The sequence below is a fragment of the Streptomyces sp. NPDC086549 genome (assembly GCF_044746205.1).
GTDB lineage: Bacteria > Actinomycetota > Actinomycetes > Streptomycetales > Streptomycetaceae > Streptomyces.
In genome coordinates this window covers 512897-527708 of sequence record NZ_JBIVBS010000001.1, presented here as the reverse complement: position 1 = coordinate 527708, position 14812 = coordinate 512897, and the positions used below count along the sequence as shown (strand labels likewise).

Below are 14812 nucleotides of genomic sequence, written 5' to 3'. Positions count from 1 at the left end.
GGCCGAAACTCACCGTATGACTGCACGCGGCTGGTTCCTGTTCTCCCTCATGGGAGTGATCTGGGGTGTTCCCTACCTGATGATCAAGGTGGCGGTGGACGAGGTGTCCCCGTCGACGGTGGTCTTCGCACGCTGCGCGATCGGCGCCGCCCCCCTCCTCCCCCTGGCGATCCGCCAGGGCAACCTCCTGGGCACCCTCCGCACCCACTGGCGCCCGATGCTGGCCTTCGCGTGCATCGAGATCATGGGCCCGTGGTTCACCCTCACCGACGCCGAACGCCACCTCTCCAGCTCCACCGCCGGCCTGCTGATCGCGGGCGTACCGATCGTGGGCGTGGTGGCCGCACGCTACTTCGGCGGCGAGCGCGAACACCTGGGCGTACGCCGGATCGCCGGCCTGCTGATCGGCCTCGCCGGCGTAGCAGTGCTGACGATCCCCCACCTGACCGGCGGCGACGCCCGCTCCCTCGGCGAGGTCCTGCTCACAGTGATCGGCTACGCGACGGCCCCGCTGATAGCGGCCCGCCGCCTGAAGGACGTCCCGACGCTGCAGCTGATAGCCCCCTGCCTGACCCTGGCGGCCCTCGTCTACGCCCCCGCGGCGGCAGCCACCTGGCCGTCCTCGATGCCCTCCACGAACGCGGTGGTGTCCCTCCTGGCCTTGGGCGTCCTCTGCACGGCAGTGGCCTTCGTAGCGTTCCTGGAGCTCATCAGGGAGATCGGCCCGACCCGCTCGACGGTGATCACGTATGTCAACCCGGCGGTGGCGGTGGCGGCGGGCGCCCTCTTCCTGGGCGAGAGCTTCACCCCGACCATCGCCGTCTCCTTCGCACTGATCCTCACAGGCTCGGTGCTGGCGACGATGGCCTCGGCACCGAAGAGGCCCGCCCGCCCGGTAACATGGTCGACACGGCAGACGAGCCGGGCGGACGGCCGCGTGGAGTCCCCCTAGGGGGCTTCCCGAGGAACGTCCGGGCTCCACAGGGCAGGGTGGTGGCTAACGGCCACCTGGGGTGACCCACGGGACAGTGCCACAGAAAACAGACCGCCCGGCGCTCAGGCGCCGGGTAAGGGTGAAACGGTGGTGTAAGAGACCACCAGTGCCCAGGGTGACCTGGGCAGCTAGGTAAACCCCACCCGGAGCAAGGTCAAAAGGAGCCGCTGTGAAAGGCGGCTCTGCGCGGACGTTCGAGGGCTGCCCGCCCGAGTCCGCGGGTAGACCGCACGAGGCCGGCGGCAACGCCGGCCCTAGATGGATGGCCGTCGCCGAGGGGCCCGCGAGGACCCTTCGGAACAGAACCCGGCGTACAGCCCGACTCGTCTGCCGCCACCTGCGGCTTTGCCTGGGGAAAGGCCTCAAGAACCCCCACCGTCCTGCCCTCGTGTTCAGGCTGGGCGAGTGAACCGGCTTCGTCCGTGACGTGATCGACGGGCAGTCCGCGCGGAAAGCGCTGTGGTCTCACGGGGCAGCTGGTGCTGGAAGGGCCCCTGTGCGGCAATGGACTGCTCCACGACGCACAACCTTCCGGAAGGCTGTCGGTCTGAACAGGCACACACCTACGCGAGCTACTGGGGGGTAGTCATGCGACGGATAGGTACTGCACTGGCCGCGATGATGCTGGCGGGCGGCGGTCTGTTGGCCGGCACGGTTCCGGCGATGGCCGCGCCGACGGCCGTGGACTGTGCCGTGACGTGGGGAAGCCTGGACAAAACCGGTGACTCTGTTGCCTCCAGGCGACTGACCGACGTGAGGACTGGACAGCACGAGTGCTTCGACCGTCTGGTCTTCGACGCCGAGGGCACGGCGGCCGACCCGATCGGCTACACCGTCCGCTATGTCGACGTACTGCACCAGGACCCGTCCGACGCCGTGATCCCGATCAAGGGCGGAGCCATTCTGGAGCTCTCACTGTTCTCCCCGCGCTACGACCCGGCGACCGGACGGCCCTACCCGCCGCTTCCGTCCGTCGACGTCACCGGGTACCGGACGTTCCGGGAGTTCAAGTTCACAGGTGGCTCCGAGGGATACACCCAGGCCGGACTGGGCGTCCGCGCCCGGCTGCCGTTCCGGGTCTTCCAGACGGCCAACCATCTCGTAGTGGACGTGGCTCACACCTGGTGACCTCGTACGGCCGGGGGCGCGTACGGTGCGAGCGGTGCATCCGGGGCGCTCGCACCGTACGCGATGCCCCTCCGTCAGCCGGTCACGGTGAACCACACCGTCCGCGACTTCTTCCACTCCGCGTGGGTCAGGTCCTTCGCCTCCGTGCTGTCGCCGTACAGGTCGGCGGAGCCGTTGTCGGTCAGGAGCTGGGCGCGGGCCCCTGCCGTGGACAGGTCGGGGACGTCGACCACCGCCTCCCAGCCGCCGGGGTCGCTGGTCGGCAGGTCGCGGAGCTTGACCGGACGGTCGGCCGCGTTTCCGGTCCAGGAGTAGAGCGCGTACGGGTCGGAGTTGTCGTCGGCCGCCCAGGAGCCCGCCACGATCAGGTACTGGTTCGCGGCGTTCTTGCGGATGTCCCGGATCGACAGACCGCCGAGATCGAGTTCGACCGGGGTGCCGAAGGCGGTCGCCGCCTTGCCCGCGACCACCTGGTCGATGTTGGTGACGGGCACCAGGAGTGCCTTGCCGCCGGGCACGGCGGGCGCGAGCGGGGCGCGGAAGCCGAGGTAGGCGGTGGTCGTCGAGCCGGGGGCGAACTCCAGGCCCTCCACGTTGAAGCCGTCGATCTGCTTCGGCGCCTGGCCGGTGGCCGTGCCGGCCGCGAAGCCGTAACGGTCGCCGTGCTCCTCGTCCCAGGCGACCAGGTCGTCGCGGAGCTTGGTGTACGAGCCCGCGTATGAGAGCGACGTGCTCGCGCCGCTGCCCGTCACCTTCGTGGTGAAGACCGTGTTCCGGGCCGGCTTGTACTCGCCGTCCTTGTTGTTGCCCAGGGAGCCCGTCCAGTAGATCGTGTCGCCGACGCGGGCCCCGCCCTCGATGTCGACCTCCTTGGAGACACCGAGCTGCGAGCTGAAGTCCCAGGTCCTGACGGGCGCTCCGGAGACGCCGCGGTCGTACAGGCGCAGCACGTTCGACTCGTCGTCCGCCACGACGACGTAGCCGCCCCCGACGTCGACCGCGGCCGAGGCATCGCTGGAGCCGGTGAAGTAACGGGTGTCCGCGGGCTGCTGGACCGCGGCGGAGGCCGCGTAGTGGAGCGTCTTCGTGGCGGTCTGCCCGTCCACGCCGGTCACCTTCAGCGTCAGATCGGTGTAGCCCTGTCCGCGGGCGGCGACCGTGACCTGCCGCGTGGCACCGGCCCCGGTGACCTGCACATCCGCCGTCTGGGCCACCGACGTCCTGCTGCTCCTGGTCGCCGTGACCTTCAACGCGGCCGCGTCCGCGCCGCTCTGGGCGACCGTCACCTGAACGGCCGGATCCCCGACCGCGCCCACCGCGCCCGACAGGTAGGCCGCGGACAGGGAGATACTCGGGGTTCCGTAACTCGCCGCGTGCGCCTGGCTTCCCGTGCTCATGGCCACGAGCGTAAACAGCCCGCCGACCACCGCAACCGTTGCGCGTCCGCCGGGGAAAACGTAGTCCTGCACTGGGACCCTTTCGTCGGCTCGATGTCGACGAGAAGAGTCAGGGCGCCTCACCAACGGCACGGGGCGCGGGTCCCTCCGTGAGATGAACAGCGCCGGACGGATCCAGTGAACGCCTCGTCACCCTCGCCAGATGCCGGGTGAACACCTCCCGGGTGTCCGGGGTCAGGGTGCGTAGTGCCACCAGGGCGGTGATGACGACGTCGCACAGTTCCGCCTGGACGTCCTCCCACGTGTGGGTGACGCCCTTGCGGGGGTTCTGGCCCGTCGCTCCTATCACCGCCTCGGCGACCTCGCCGACCTCCTCCGACAGCTTCAGCATGCGCAGCAGCACGCCCTCCTGCCCGGCCGCCTGCCGGTTCGCGTCCAGCCAGGCCCACAGGTCGTCGATGGAGGTCCAGAGGTCGGGCCGGTCGGGCAGGTCGGTGGGTGCCGTCGCGCGCGTGTCCTGATCGGTCATGCGCACAGCCTGCCCAGGGACGGCTACTCGTCGAACAACGACTCTTGCTCCCCCTCCTTCTGCTGCCGCACCCGCCGGTTCCGCGCCCCCACCACCACCGACGTCACCGCGGCCGTCACACCCAGGGCCGCCGGGACCATCCAGCCTCGGTCGAAGACGTGGCCCATGGCGTGGTCGAGGGAGAGGCGGCCGGGGCCGGCGATGGCGAGGCCGGCCGCGGCCAGGCCGAGAATCGCCGCGTGCTCGTAGCCACCCTCCTGGGCGAAGAAGCCGTTGGGCATGTGCACCGCGGCCGCGCCCGCCATGCCTCCGGCCGCCGCGGCACCGGCGGCGGGCGTGGCGAGCCCCAGCGCCAGCAGCGTGCCGCCGCCCGCCTCCGCGAGCCCCGAAGCCATCGCGCTCGCCTTCCCGGGTTTGTAGCCGACGGACTCCATGAACTGACCGGTCCCCTCGATACCACCCCCGCCGAACCAGCCGAAGAGCTTCTGGGCTCCGTGCGCGGCGAGCACACCGCCGGCAGCCAGCCGGAGCAGCAGCAGGCCCGCATCACGTCGGTCGTAACAAGTCATGGTGACTCCCCATCAGGACAGGCAGACAGCAGGAACAAGGCCCCCTCCGCCTATCCACCGTCGCATCCGGCACACCTGCCCGGCCTGCCCGGGACGCCGTTCGGGTGGCGGGGCCGGGGGAGCGATGTGAGTCTGACTGACATGACGATTCAGACAGCCAAACTCAGCGATCCGGCCGTCCGGGCCTTCGTCACCGCCGTCAACGCCCACGACCGCGAGGCCTTCATGCAACTCCTCGTCCCCGGCGCGACCATGTCGGACGACGGCTCCGACCGCGACCTCGCCGACTGGATCGACCGGGAGATCTTCTCCTCCCACGGGCACATGGAGGTCGACAAGGAGTCCCGCGGCGGCCGCGCCCTCGTGGCCCGCTACAGCAACGACACATGGGGCGAGATGCGCACCCAGTGGCGCTTCGTCATCGAGGACGACGGCCGGATCTCCCGTTTCGAGACGGGGGAGGCCTGACAGCGTCCCATCGCTCCTGCGTCCCATCGCTCCTGCGCCCCAACGCCCCTGCGCCCGAAAGGGCTTGCCCTCGTGTGCGCTTCAACTCCTAGCGTTCCGCGGCATGGAGACCAAGACCAGGATTCTGGGACGCAGCGGTATCGAGGTGAGCGCGCTCGGCTTCGGCTGCTGGGCCATCGGCGGTGAGTGGCAGGATGCCGACGGGCAGCCGCTCGGCTGGGGCAAGGTCGACGACGAGGAGTCCGTACGGGCGATCCACCGCGCGCTCGACCTCGGCGTCACCTTCTTCGACACCGCGGACGTCTACGGCACCGGGCACAGCGAGCGCGTGCTCGGCCGCGCCCTCGGCAAGCGGCGGGACGATGTCGTCGTCGCCACCAAGTGGGGCAACGTCTTCGACGAGGACACCCGCACCCTCACCGGCAGCGACGACTCCCCGGCCTACGCCCGCCGGGCCCTCGAAGCCTCCCTGCGCCGCCTCGGCACCGATCACGTCGACCTCTATCAGCTGCACATCTCCGACGCGGACCCGAATATTGCGGCCGAACTCCGGGACCTCTGCGAGGAGTTCGTCCGGGAGGGGCTCATCCGCGCCTACGCCTGGAGCACCGACGACCCCGAGCGCGCCGCCGTCTTCGCCGAGGGCGAGCACTGCACGGCCGTGCAGCACGCCCTCAACGTCCTTCAGGACGCGCCGCGACTCGTCGCGCTGTGCGAGAAGCTGGATCTCGCCAGCATCAACCGCAGCCCGCTCGCCATGGGGCTGCTCGGCGGCAGGCGGCACGCCCGGCTGGAAACCGGTGACATCCGCAGCAGGCCTCCGGTCTGGCTCCAGGGGTTCGGCGACGGGACCGGCGCCGACCCGGAGTGGCTCGCCCGGGTCGACGCGCTGCGTGACGTCCTGACCAGCGACGGCCGTACGCCCGCGCAGGGCGCCCTCGCCTGGCTGTGGGCGCGCAGCCCGCGCACCGTGCCGATCCCGGGGTTCCGCTCGGTCGCCCAGGCGGAGCAGAACGCGGGCGCGATCGCGAAGGGGCCGCTCACCGCCGGGCAGCTGGCCGAGGCCGACCGGATACTCGGGAGGTGAGCGGCCCCGACGGGAGTCCGCGGCTCAGTGGGCCTGGCCGCCGTACTGGACGTACGGCTGCTGCTGGTCGCCGTACGCCTGCTGCGCGTGCTGTCCGCCGCCCTGCTCGGTCAGGGTGATCTGACCGGCCTTGATGGTGGCCAGGCGCGGGGCGCGGCGGGCGATCGACGAGTCGTGGGTGACCATGATGAAGGTCAGCCCGTACTCGTGCCACAGGCCTTCCAACAGGCCCATGATGTCGTCGCGGGTGCCCTCGTCGAGGTTGCCGGTGGGCTCGTCGGCCAGCAGCACCTTCGGCTTCTTGACCAGCGCACGGGCGATGGCGACGCGCTGCTGCTGGCCGCCGGACAGCTCGGTCGGGACGTGCGACAGGCGCTCGCCGAGGCCCACCGAGCGCAGGGCCTCCGCCGCGCGCTCGCGGCGCTCGGCCGGCTTGACGCCGAGGGGGACCAGGGCCGTCTCGACGTTCTCCTGGGCGGTGAGCGTCGGGATGAGGTTGAACGCCTGGAAGATGATGCCGATCTTTTCGGCGCGCAGCCGGGTCAGCTTGGCCTCGCTGATGGTGGCGAGGTCGACGCCGTCCAGCTCGACGCTGCCGGAGGAGGGGCGGTCCAGGCCGCCGATCATCTGGAGGAGGGTGGACTTGCCGCCACCGGTGGGGCCCTGGATGACGAGCTGGTCGCCGTCCTCGATGGTGAGGTCGATGCCGCGCAGCGCCTCCACCGTCTCCTTGCCCCGGGTGTAGCGCTTGGTGACGCCGGTGAGTCTGTACATGGGTGCTCCGTGAGTAGCGAAGGCGTGGGTGAGGAAGCGGGGGGTGGGGCGCCGCGTCCCGGGGGGAGTGGAGGCGGCGCCCCGGTTCGGGGGTGTTACGAGACGCTGCGCAGGGCGTCGGCGGGGCGCATCCGGGAGGCGCGCCAGCCGCCCATGGCGCCGGCGATCAGGCCGCCGGTGACCGCCAGGCCCACCGCGAGCGCGATGGTGGTCAGGGAGACGGGCGCGGTCAGGGCGATCTGCAGGGTGTTGGAGGCGGACTGCTGGCCGGGGCCGCCGCCCGGCCCGCCGCCGGGGCCGCCGCCCATGCCGCCGCCGGTGCTGCCGAGCTGCGCGGTCAGCTTCGGGCTGATCGCGGTGACCGTGTAGGCGGCCGCGAGGCCCAGGGCGATGCCGAGGCCGCCGCCGATCAGACCGTTGACCATGGACTCGCCGACGACCTGACGGGTGACGTTGCGCGAGGGCCAGCCCAGCGCCTTCAGGGTGCCGAACTCACGCACACGCCGGGACACGGCGGAGGAGGTGAGCAGCGCGGCCACCAGGAAGGCCGCGGCCAGCACCGCGATGGACAGCCACTTGCCGACGCTGGAGGCGAGGCTGGAGGCGGTGGACAGGGAGCCGGAGACGGTGGACGCCAGGTCGGAGGAGGTGGTGACCGTCGTACCGGAGATGTTGGCCTGGATCTCCTTCTTCACCGCGGAGATCTGCTTGGAGTCGGTCGCCTTGACGTAGATCGTGGTGACCTTGTTCTTGGAGTCGGCCAGCGTCTGCGCCTGCTTCAGCGGCAGGTAGACGTCGGTGGAGGACTCGCTGCTGCTGGGCGTCGCGATGCCGATGACCGTGTACTTGGTGCCGGAGACCTTGAAGGTCGAACCGACCTTGTACTTCTTCGACTTGGCGTAGGACTTGCTGACCACCGCGACCTTGGCACTGGTCTGCGACGACGTGAACGTCTTGCCGGAGGTGATCTTCATCGAGGCCAGCGGGCCGAGCTCCTGGTTGCTGACGTCGACGCCGGCCACGGAGTAGCTGTTGACGTTGAAGTTGGCGCCGCCGCCCTGGACCTGGGGCTGGCCGCCGCCGCTTCCGGAGCTGCCGCCCGGGCCGCCCTGGTTCTGGCTGCTGCTGCTGCTGCTGCTGCTGCTGCCGCTGGTGCTCTTAGCCTTGCCCTGGGTGAAGGAGCCGTCGACCTTGGTGATGTTCAGGGAGAGGGCGCCGACCGCGCTCGCCACGCCCTTCTGGGCGGAGACCTTCTCGACGAGGGAGGACTTCAGGGCCTGACCGCCCTGTGTCATCACCCGGTCGGAGCTCTGCGAGGACTTCGAGCTCGACTTGGCGTCGAACTTGAAGTTGGGGCCCTGCGAGCTGCCGGCCTTGGGTGCCGACTGTGCCTTGGTGACCGTCATGTCGGTGCCGAGGCCGTAGAGCGACTTCAGGACTTTGTCCTGCGCCTGAGTCATACCGGCCGACACCGAGCTGACGGTGATGACCAGCGCGATACCGAGCGCCAGACCCAGTGCGATGACCAGGGCAGCCTTCTTGCGGCGGCCCAGCTCGCGCTTGAGATAGATGCCAAACATCCCGTTCCTCGAAGGTTCTTGGCGCCCGCTGTGGGCGCGGCCACAAGCTATGGAGGAACCTTTGAGGCGCACTGAGTAAATCGTGTGTGAGAGCTGAGAAAGTGGGGTATGAAATCAAATTCTCATAAGACAGTAAATTCCTAGGCTGTAGAGGGCCTCCTGCCAGGAAACCCCTGTTGGGTGCGGTGTACGGTCCCGGGATGCGCGATTCCTCTCGGCTCACCCGGCGTGCCGCTCTCGGTCTGACGGCCGCCGCCCTGCCCCTCTCGGCGGCCACGCCCGCCTCCGCCGCGGCAGTCATCGGCGGGGAGCGGCTGGCCCGCTCCGGAATCCAGGTGCGTGGCGCCGCCGGTCTGCCCAAGAAGCTCACCGCCCGATCCTGGCTCGTCGCCGACTGTGAGAGCGGGGAGGTACTCGCCGCGTTCGACGCGCACCGGCGGCTGGCACCCGCGTCCACCCTGAAGATGCTGTTCGCGGACACCGTGCTGAAGAAGTTCGAGCGGACCGACCGGCACAAGGTCACCGACGCCGACCTGGCCGGGATACCGTCCGGCTCCAGCCTCGTCGGCGTCAAGCCCGGCATCACCTACACCGTCGAGCAGCTCTGGCAGGGCGTGTTCCTGCGCTCCGGCAACGACGCGGTGCACGTGCTGGCCCATATGAACGGCGGGGTCGCGCAGACGGTCGCGGACATGCAGGCCAGGGCCGAGGATCTGCAGGCCCTGGACACCCATGTGGTCAGCCCCGACGGCTTCGACCACAAGGGCCAGCTGTCCTCCGCGTACGACCTGACCCTTTTCGCCCGCCATGGGCTGAAGGACGAGGACTTCCGCGGCTACTGCGGCACCAGGACCGCGGACTTCCCGGCGGGCGGCAAGAAGACCTTCCAGATCCAGAACACCGACCGCCTGCTGACGGGGGCCTGGGGCCTCGGCACGTACAAGGGCCTGATCGGCGTGAAGAATGGTTACACCAGCCATGCCGGCAACACCTTCACCGGCGCGGCCACCCGTGGCGGGCGGACCCTGCTGGTCACCGTGATGCACCCCGCCACCGGCAGCAATGCCGTCTACGAGGAGACCGCCGCCCTGCTCGACTGGGGCTTCGGCGCGGGGCGTTCGGCGCAGGCGGTGGGCATGCTGGTCGAGCCGCTCAGCGAGGGCGGGGCGAAGGCGAGCCCCACGCCGGAGCCGAAATCGGCCCGGGCCGCCGCGGGCGCGTCCGGTTCGGCGTCCGGGCGCCCGTCGACCTGGCGTCTGCTGGAAGGGGCCGCCGGGACGGTGGCGCTGCTGGGTGCCGGGACGGCGTGGGCGCTGCGGCGGCGCAGAGCGGGCAAGAACGCGGGGGAGACGGACGCTGTGGAGACGGGCGAGACGGGCGGGACGGGCGCGGGGAAGGCGGCCGCGGAGAGCGCCGACCGGGACTGAGGAACCCGGTTTGTGCGGCAGCCGTTCCACCCACCGGTGCGTACCCCACGGTCCCACGCGAGGTCCACCCCCACACGGTCCGGTGGAACGGCTGCCGCCTCCCCCCTCGATGTGGTCGGCGGAACCCCACTGCTCCAAGTGTGAAGCTCTTGTGGAGGAAGTTGAGCATAGGCCCGCCATCGGCCGCAATACCGCGGAAGTTCGAATTCCGCTTGTGCAGGTTGGGGAGTTGACGGCGCGCGGAGCGCTCAGCCGCGCCCCACGTACGGCATCGCCGTCGCCAGCACCGTCGCGAACTGCACGTTCGCCTCCAGCGGCAGCTCGGCCATGTGCCGCACGGTGCGTGCCACGTCGGCCGCGTCCATCACCGGCTCCGGCGCCGTCTCGCCGTTGGCCTGCAACGCGCCCGATTGCATCCGCGCCGTCATGTCGGTGGCGGCGTTGCCGATGTCGATCTGCCCGACGGCGATGCCGTACGGCCGCCCGTCCAGCGACAGCGACTTGGTGAGGCCGGTCAGTGCGTGCTTGGTCGCGGTGTAGGCGGCCGAGTGCGGACGGGGCGTATGGGCGGAGACGGAGCCGTTGTTGATGATCCGGCCGCCCTGCGGCTTCTGCTCCTTCATCTGCCGGTACGCCGCCTGCGCGCACAGGAACGCCCCGTTGAGGTTGGTGTCCACGACGTGCCGCCAGGCCTCGTATGGCAGGTCCTCCACGGCCACCCCGCCGGGCCCGAACGTGCCCGCGTTGTTGAAGAGCAGGTCGACCCGCCCGAACCGGTCGCGTACGGCGGCGAAGAGCGCCCTCACGTCGTCGGGATGCGCGACATCGGTGCGTACGGCGAGCGAGTCGCCCTCGGGCACCAGCGCCGCCGTCGCCTCCAGTCGCTGTGTGCGCCGCCCGGTCAGCGCCACCGACCAGCCGGCGCGCATCAGCTCGACGGCGACCGCGCGCCCGATACCGGATCCGGCGCCGGTCACCACGGCGATCTTCGATTCCCTGTCAGCCATGCTCGCAGCGTAGGGGGCCGAGTCCGCCATGCGGAATCCGCTGTCCGCCATACGGTTGCCGGGACGGTCTCAGACGGCCACGGCCTCCCCGGGGTAGCGCACCCCGATCCGCTCCCGTACGGCGTCCAGCGTCCGCATCACGGCGAGGGTGCCGTCGAGGGGCACGAGCGGGGACTCCGTCTCGCCCGCCCGCAGGGCGCGCATGACCTCCTTCGCCTCGTGCCGCAGGCTGGTGCGCGGCCCGTCGGCCGGGTCGAGGGCGAACTCCTCGGAGGCGCGGCCGTCGCGGTGCAGCACGAAGCGGTCGGGATGGAAGAAGCCGTCCGGGATGTCGATGCGGCCGTGCGATCCGGTGACCGAGGCGGTGATCGCCGTACCACCGACCACGGAGCAGTGCACCGAAGCAAGAGCCCCGCTCTCCCAGGAGAGCAGCGCTCCCGTCTGGAGATCGACGCCCTCGTCGGAGAGCACCGCACTCGCCGTCACATCCGCGGGCTCACCCAGCAGCAGTTGGGCGAACGACACCGGATACACACCCAGGTCCAGCAGCGCCCCGCCGCCCTGCGCCGGATCCCGCAGCCGGTGCGCCGGCGGGAAGGGCCCGGCCAGCCCGAAGTCGGCCTGCACGGTGCGCACCTCACCGATCGCCCCGTCGTCGACCAGCGCCTTCAGCCGCCGTATCAGCGGGTTGCAGTACATCCACATCGCTTCCATCAGGAAGCTGCCGCGCTCCTTCGCCAGCGCGACCAGTTCCTCCGCCTCGCGCGTGTTCAGCGTGAACGCCTTCTCGCACAGCACGTTCCGCCCCGCCTGCAGGCACAGACCGGCGGCCGCCCGGTGCGCCGCGTGCGGAGTGGCGACGTACACGACATCGATGTCCTCGTCCCGGGCCAGCGACTCCCAGTCGCCGTACGCCCGCGCGATCCCGAACCGCTCGGCGAACGCCTCCGCGGGGCCCTGGCTCCGTGAGGCCACCGCCACGATCTCCGCGTCGGGCAGATCCACGAGGTCCGCCGCGAACGCGGCCGCGATCCCTCCCGTCGCCAGGATCCCCCACCGCACGTTCCGCTCCACCATCCCGGACCCGCCCTCGCTCATGTGACCCTCGGCACTGTGTACGAGCTGAGAGCATAGGTGCCGATTCAACCGACGAGATCGACACGGTCGAGATCGACACGGTCGAAATCGGCGAGGACGAACAAGACGAGAGCGAAAAAGGGGAGGGACCACACATGCCCGAGCACGCGGCGGCGTCGAGACCGGACACGGAACGGCAGCCCGCACCCGGGAGCCCGGCCACCCGTTCCGCCCGCCGCACCGGCCTCCTCGTCACCCTGGTCCTCGGCGGTCTCACGGCCACGCCCCCGCTCGCGATGGACATGTACCTCCCGTCCCTGCCGGAGGTCACCCGCTCCCTGCACGCCCCCGCCGCGACCGTCCAGCTCACGCTCACCGCCTGCCTCGCCGGAATGGCACTCGGACAGCTGGTGGTCGGTCCGATGAGCGACCGTTGGGGCCGCAGGCGCCCGCTCCTCGTCGGCCTCGCCGTCTACCTCGTCGCCACCGCCCTGTGCGCGGTGGCGACCACCGTCGAGACCCTGGTCGCCTTCCGGCTGGCGCAGGGCCTGGCGGGCGCGGCCGGGATCGTCATCGCACGGGCCGTCGTACGCGACCTGTACGACGGCGTGGCGATGGCCCGCTTCTTCTCCACCCTGATGCTGATATCCGGCACCGCCCCGATCGTGGCGCCGCTGATCGGCGGGCAGATCCTGCGGGTCACGGACTGGCGGGGCGTCTTCGTGGTCCTCACCGTCGTCGGGGCCGTGCTCGCCATGCTCGTCTGGCTCCGGCTCCCCGAGACCCTGCCGCCCGCCGAACGCCACGACGGCGGGGTCGGCGAGGCCCTGCGCACGATGCGCGGCCTGCTCACCGACCTCCCCTTCACCGGCTACATGCTCGCGGGCGGCTTCGCCTTCGCCGCGCTGTTCGCCTACATAAGTGCCTCGCCTTTCGTGATCCAGGAGATCTACGGCGCCTCCCCGCAGACCTTCAGCCTGCTGTTCGGCCTCAACTCGGTCGGCCTCGTCGTCGCCGGGCAGATCAACGGCAAGGTGCTGGTCGGCCGGGTGCGCCTGGACAAGGTGCTGGCCGTCGGCCTGACCGTGGTCGTCCTCGCCGCGACCGCCCTGCTGCTGATGTCCCTCGGAGCCTTCGGGAACGTGGGCCTGGCCCCCGTCGCCGCCGCGCTCTTCGTGCTGATGTCCGCGATGGGCATCACCCTCCCCAACACCCAGTCCCTCGCCCTGCTGCGCACCCGGCACGCCGCCGGCTCCGCCTCCGCGCTGCTCGGCACCTCCTCCTTCCTGGTCGGCGCGGTCGCCTCCCCGCTCGTCGGCGTCGCCGGGGAGCACACCGCCGTACCGATGGCCGTGGTCCAACTCGGCGGAGCGCTGGTGGCCATGGCCTGCTTCATGGGAATGTGCCGTCCCTGGAACACACACGCGGGCGCGAAGGACGGGGGCACCTCCTTCTCGAACGAGGCCGGGAACACGGAGGCCGGGAACACGGAGGCCGGGAACACGGAGGCCGGGAACACGGAGGCCGGGAACATGGGGGAGGAGAGCTGAGCACAGCGAGGCTCCGCGCCGACACACCGGACCGGGCCGGGCTCGACCCGGAGGAGCTCAACCGTCTCGTCCGCGAGGTCCACGACCTGACCACCGGCGACCGCCCCTGGGCGCCCGGCGCCGTCGTGGTGGCCGGGCGCGGGCCGGTGATCGCCGTGCAGGAGGCGGCGGGCTGGGCGGTGCGGTACGCGTCGTACGACGCGGAGACCGGGCAGGGCGTCGGACTGCCGCCCGCCGCCCGGGTTCCGATGACCGTCGACACCCCCTTCGACCTGGCCTCCCTCACCAAGCTGTTCACCTCCGTCGCCGCGGTCCAGCAGATCGAGCGGGGCACGCTGGGCATCGACGCGAAGGTCGGCGCCTACCTGCCCGAGTTCCGCGCCGCCGCCGCGCACGGCATCACCGTCCGGCAGCTGCTCACCCACACCTCCGGGCTGCGCCCCGAACTCCCGCTGTACGACCGCCCGGACGACGCGGCCCGGCTGGAACTGCTGCGCGCCGAGGCGCCGACGGGCGAACCGGGGACGTACCTCTACTCGGACCTGAACATGCTGCTGCTCCAGTCCGTGCTGGAGCGGATCACCGGACGCGCCCTCGACGTCCTCGTCCGCGAGGGGATCACCCGCCCGCTCGGGATGACGGCGACCGACTTCGGGCCGTGCCGGGGCGCGGCGGCCTCCGAGGACCAGCGGCGGCCGTGGGCCAAGGCGGACCGGGGGATGCTGCGGGGCGTGGTCCACGACGAGAACGCGTGGGCGCTGGGCGGGGTGGCGGGCCACGCGGGCCTGTTCTCGACGGGACGGGATCTGGCCGTTTTCTGCCGGGCGCTCCTCGCGGGCGGCGCGTACGGTCCCGCGCGCATCCTCGGCCCCGACTTCGTGGAGCTGCTGCTGACCCCGCCGGGGCTGGGCTTCGCCGTCGACCAGCCGTGGTTCATGGGGGAGCTGTCGGGGCGGGGCGCGGCGGGCCACACGGGCTTCACGGGGACCTCGCTGGTCCTGGACCCGGCCACGGACACCTTCCTGGTACTGCTGGCCAACACGGTGCATCCCCGAAGGCGGCCCGCGGACAGCGGGCCGAGGGCGAGGGCGGCGACTCGTCTGGCAAGGGCGGTGTATCTCAGCCCGTCCGGGGGTCCCCCCTGCCCGTAGAGCTCGGGGGAGTTCGAGGACGAGGCCGTTCAGGCCGAAGCGGGGGTCCGGGGGCGCAGCCCCTGGCCTCGGGC

General features: G+C 71.1%; 13 protein-coding genes, 1 other RNA gene and 1 pseudogene. 8 read left to right on the top strand and 7 right to left on the bottom strand.

The genetic code is table 11. From position 1 onward, the window contains the following. Positions 1-16 precede the first annotated feature (16 nt). The 3 genes and pseudogenes from ACIPSA_RS02435 to ACIPSA_RS02425 all read left to right on the top strand — a co-directional run. Positions 17-802 (top strand): annotated as a pseudogene (locus ACIPSA_RS02435) (DMT family transporter); the annotation flags it as partial. Between the two features lie 115 nt (positions 803-917). Next, an RNA gene (gene rnpB / locus ACIPSA_RS02430) (RNase P RNA component class A) lies at positions 918-1324 on the top strand. A gap of 258 nt (positions 1325-1582) precedes the next feature. Next, positions 1583-2122: a hypothetical protein gene (locus ACIPSA_RS02425; protein ID WP_402627921.1), complete on the top strand. Its 540-nt coding sequence runs from the start codon at positions 1583-1585 to the stop codon at positions 2120-2122. Positions 2123-2196: 74 nt separating this feature from the next. On the opposite strand, the gene ACIPSA_RS02420 is transcribed toward ACIPSA_RS02425, so the two are convergent. The 3 genes from ACIPSA_RS02420 to ACIPSA_RS02410 form a co-directional block, all read right to left on the bottom strand. Next, positions 2197-3519, bottom strand: a complete 1323-nt coding sequence (locus ACIPSA_RS02420; protein WP_402627918.1) for a hypothetical protein — start codon at positions 3517-3519, stop codon at positions 2197-2199. Between the two features lie 109 nt (positions 3520-3628). Continuing rightward, positions 3629-4048 carry a MazG-like family protein gene (locus ACIPSA_RS02415; RefSeq protein ID WP_402627915.1) on the bottom strand — a complete coding sequence of 140 codons (420 nt, stop codon included), beginning with the start codon at positions 4046-4048 and terminating at the stop codon, positions 3629-3631. A 23-nt stretch (positions 4049-4071) separates the two neighbouring features. After that, complete coding sequence (locus tag ACIPSA_RS02410; protein ID WP_402627913.1) at positions 4072-4617, bottom strand: DoxX family membrane protein; 546 nt, start codon at positions 4615-4617, stop codon at positions 4072-4074. 141 nt (positions 4618-4758) lie between these two features. Between ACIPSA_RS02410 and ACIPSA_RS02405 the strand changes: the two genes are divergently transcribed. Together ACIPSA_RS02405 and ACIPSA_RS02400 are read left to right on the top strand one after the other, a co-directional pair. After that, complete coding sequence (locus ACIPSA_RS02405) at positions 4759-5085, top strand: nuclear transport factor 2 family protein (protein ID WP_402627910.1); 327 nt, start codon at positions 4759-4761, stop codon at positions 5083-5085. A gap of 103 nt (positions 5086-5188) precedes the next feature. Continuing rightward, positions 5189-6172: an aldo/keto reductase gene (locus ACIPSA_RS02400; protein WP_402627907.1), complete on the top strand. Its 984-nt coding sequence runs from the start codon at positions 5189-5191 to the stop codon at positions 6170-6172. 24 nt (positions 6173-6196) lie between these two features. On the opposite strand, the gene ACIPSA_RS02395 is transcribed toward ACIPSA_RS02400, so the two are convergent. Together ACIPSA_RS02395 and ACIPSA_RS02390 are read right to left on the bottom strand one after the other, a co-directional pair. Next, the gene (locus tag ACIPSA_RS02395) at positions 6197-6946 is read right to left on the bottom strand and encodes an ABC transporter ATP-binding protein (RefSeq protein WP_402627905.1); all 750 of its coding nucleotides are present in this window, start codon (positions 6944-6946) and stop codon (positions 6197-6199) included. A gap of 95 nt (positions 6947-7041) precedes the next feature. Next, on the bottom strand, positions 7042-8526 hold the full coding sequence (locus ACIPSA_RS02390; RefSeq protein ID WP_402627902.1) for an ABC transporter permease: 1485 nt from the start codon (positions 8524-8526) through the stop codon (positions 7042-7044). Positions 8527-8726: 200 nt separating this feature from the next. On the opposite strand from ACIPSA_RS02390, the gene ACIPSA_RS02385 reads away from it, so the two are divergent. Next, positions 8727-9953 carry a D-alanyl-D-alanine carboxypeptidase family protein gene (locus tag ACIPSA_RS02385; RefSeq protein WP_402627899.1) on the top strand — a complete coding sequence of 409 codons (1227 nt, stop codon included), beginning with the start codon at positions 8727-8729 and terminating at the stop codon, positions 9951-9953. A gap of 248 nt (positions 9954-10201) precedes the next feature. On the opposite strand, the gene ACIPSA_RS02380 is transcribed toward ACIPSA_RS02385, so the two are convergent. Further along, positions 10202-10960, bottom strand: coding sequence for an SDR family oxidoreductase (locus ACIPSA_RS02380; RefSeq protein WP_402627896.1), 759 nt, complete (start codon positions 10958-10960; stop codon positions 10202-10204). A gap of 69 nt (positions 10961-11029) precedes the next feature. Then, on the bottom strand, positions 11030-12037 hold the full coding sequence (locus ACIPSA_RS02375; protein ID WP_402629439.1) for a Gfo/Idh/MocA family protein: 1008 nt from the start codon (positions 12035-12037) through the stop codon (positions 11030-11032). 155 nt (positions 12038-12192) lie between these two features. Between ACIPSA_RS02375 and ACIPSA_RS02370 the strand changes: the two genes are divergently transcribed. Together ACIPSA_RS02370 and ACIPSA_RS02365 are read left to right on the top strand one after the other, a co-directional pair. Beyond that, positions 12193-13587, top strand: coding sequence for a multidrug effflux MFS transporter (locus tag ACIPSA_RS02370; protein ID WP_402627893.1), 1395 nt, complete (start codon positions 12193-12195; stop codon positions 13585-13587). Then, positions 13584-14738, top strand: a complete 1155-nt coding sequence (locus ACIPSA_RS02365) for a serine hydrolase domain-containing protein (RefSeq protein ID WP_402629436.1) — start codon at positions 13584-13586, stop codon at positions 14736-14738. The genes ACIPSA_RS02370 and ACIPSA_RS02365 overlap by 4 nt, the downstream gene beginning before the upstream one ends. Positions 14739-14812 lie beyond the last annotated feature (74 nt).

Coding starts and splice junctions, on each gene's coding strand:
- ACIPSA_RS02400 (WP_402627907.1), top strand. CDS start 5,189: ATGGAGACCAAGACCAGGATTCTGGGACGCAGCGGTATCGAGGTGAGC.
- ACIPSA_RS02385 (WP_402627899.1), top strand. CDS start 8,727: ATGCGCGATTCCTCTCGGCTCACCCGGCGTGCCGCTCTCGGTCTGACG.
- ACIPSA_RS02380 (WP_402627896.1), bottom strand. CDS start 10,960: ATGGCTGACAGGGAATCGAAGATCGCCGTGGTGACCGGCGCCGGATCC.
- ACIPSA_RS02410 (WP_402627913.1), bottom strand. CDS start 4,617: ATGACTTGTTACGACCGACGTGATGCGGGCCTGCTGCTGCTCCGGCTG.
- ACIPSA_RS02405 (WP_402627910.1), top strand. CDS start 4,759: ATGACGATTCAGACAGCCAAACTCAGCGATCCGGCCGTCCGGGCCTTC.
- ACIPSA_RS02420 (WP_402627918.1), bottom strand. CDS start 3,519: ATGAGCACGGGAAGCCAGGCGCACGCGGCGAGTTACGGAACCCCGAGT.
- ACIPSA_RS02415 (WP_402627915.1), bottom strand. CDS start 4,048: ATGACCGATCAGGACACGCGCGCGACGGCACCCACCGACCTGCCCGAC.
- ACIPSA_RS02390 (WP_402627902.1), bottom strand. CDS start 8,526: ATGTTTGGCATCTATCTCAAGCGCGAGCTGGGCCGCCGCAAGAAGGCT.
- ACIPSA_RS02395 (WP_402627905.1), bottom strand. CDS start 6,946: ATGTACAGACTCACCGGCGTCACCAAGCGCTACACCCGGGGCAAGGAG.
- ACIPSA_RS02375 (WP_402629439.1), bottom strand. CDS start 12,037: ATGGTGGAGCGGAACGTGCGGTGGGGGATCCTGGCGACGGGAGGGATC.
- ACIPSA_RS02370 (WP_402627893.1), top strand. CDS start 12,193: ATGCCCGAGCACGCGGCGGCGTCGAGACCGGACACGGAACGGCAGCCC.
- ACIPSA_RS02425 (WP_402627921.1), top strand. CDS start 1,583: ATGCGACGGATAGGTACTGCACTGGCCGCGATGATGCTGGCGGGCGGC.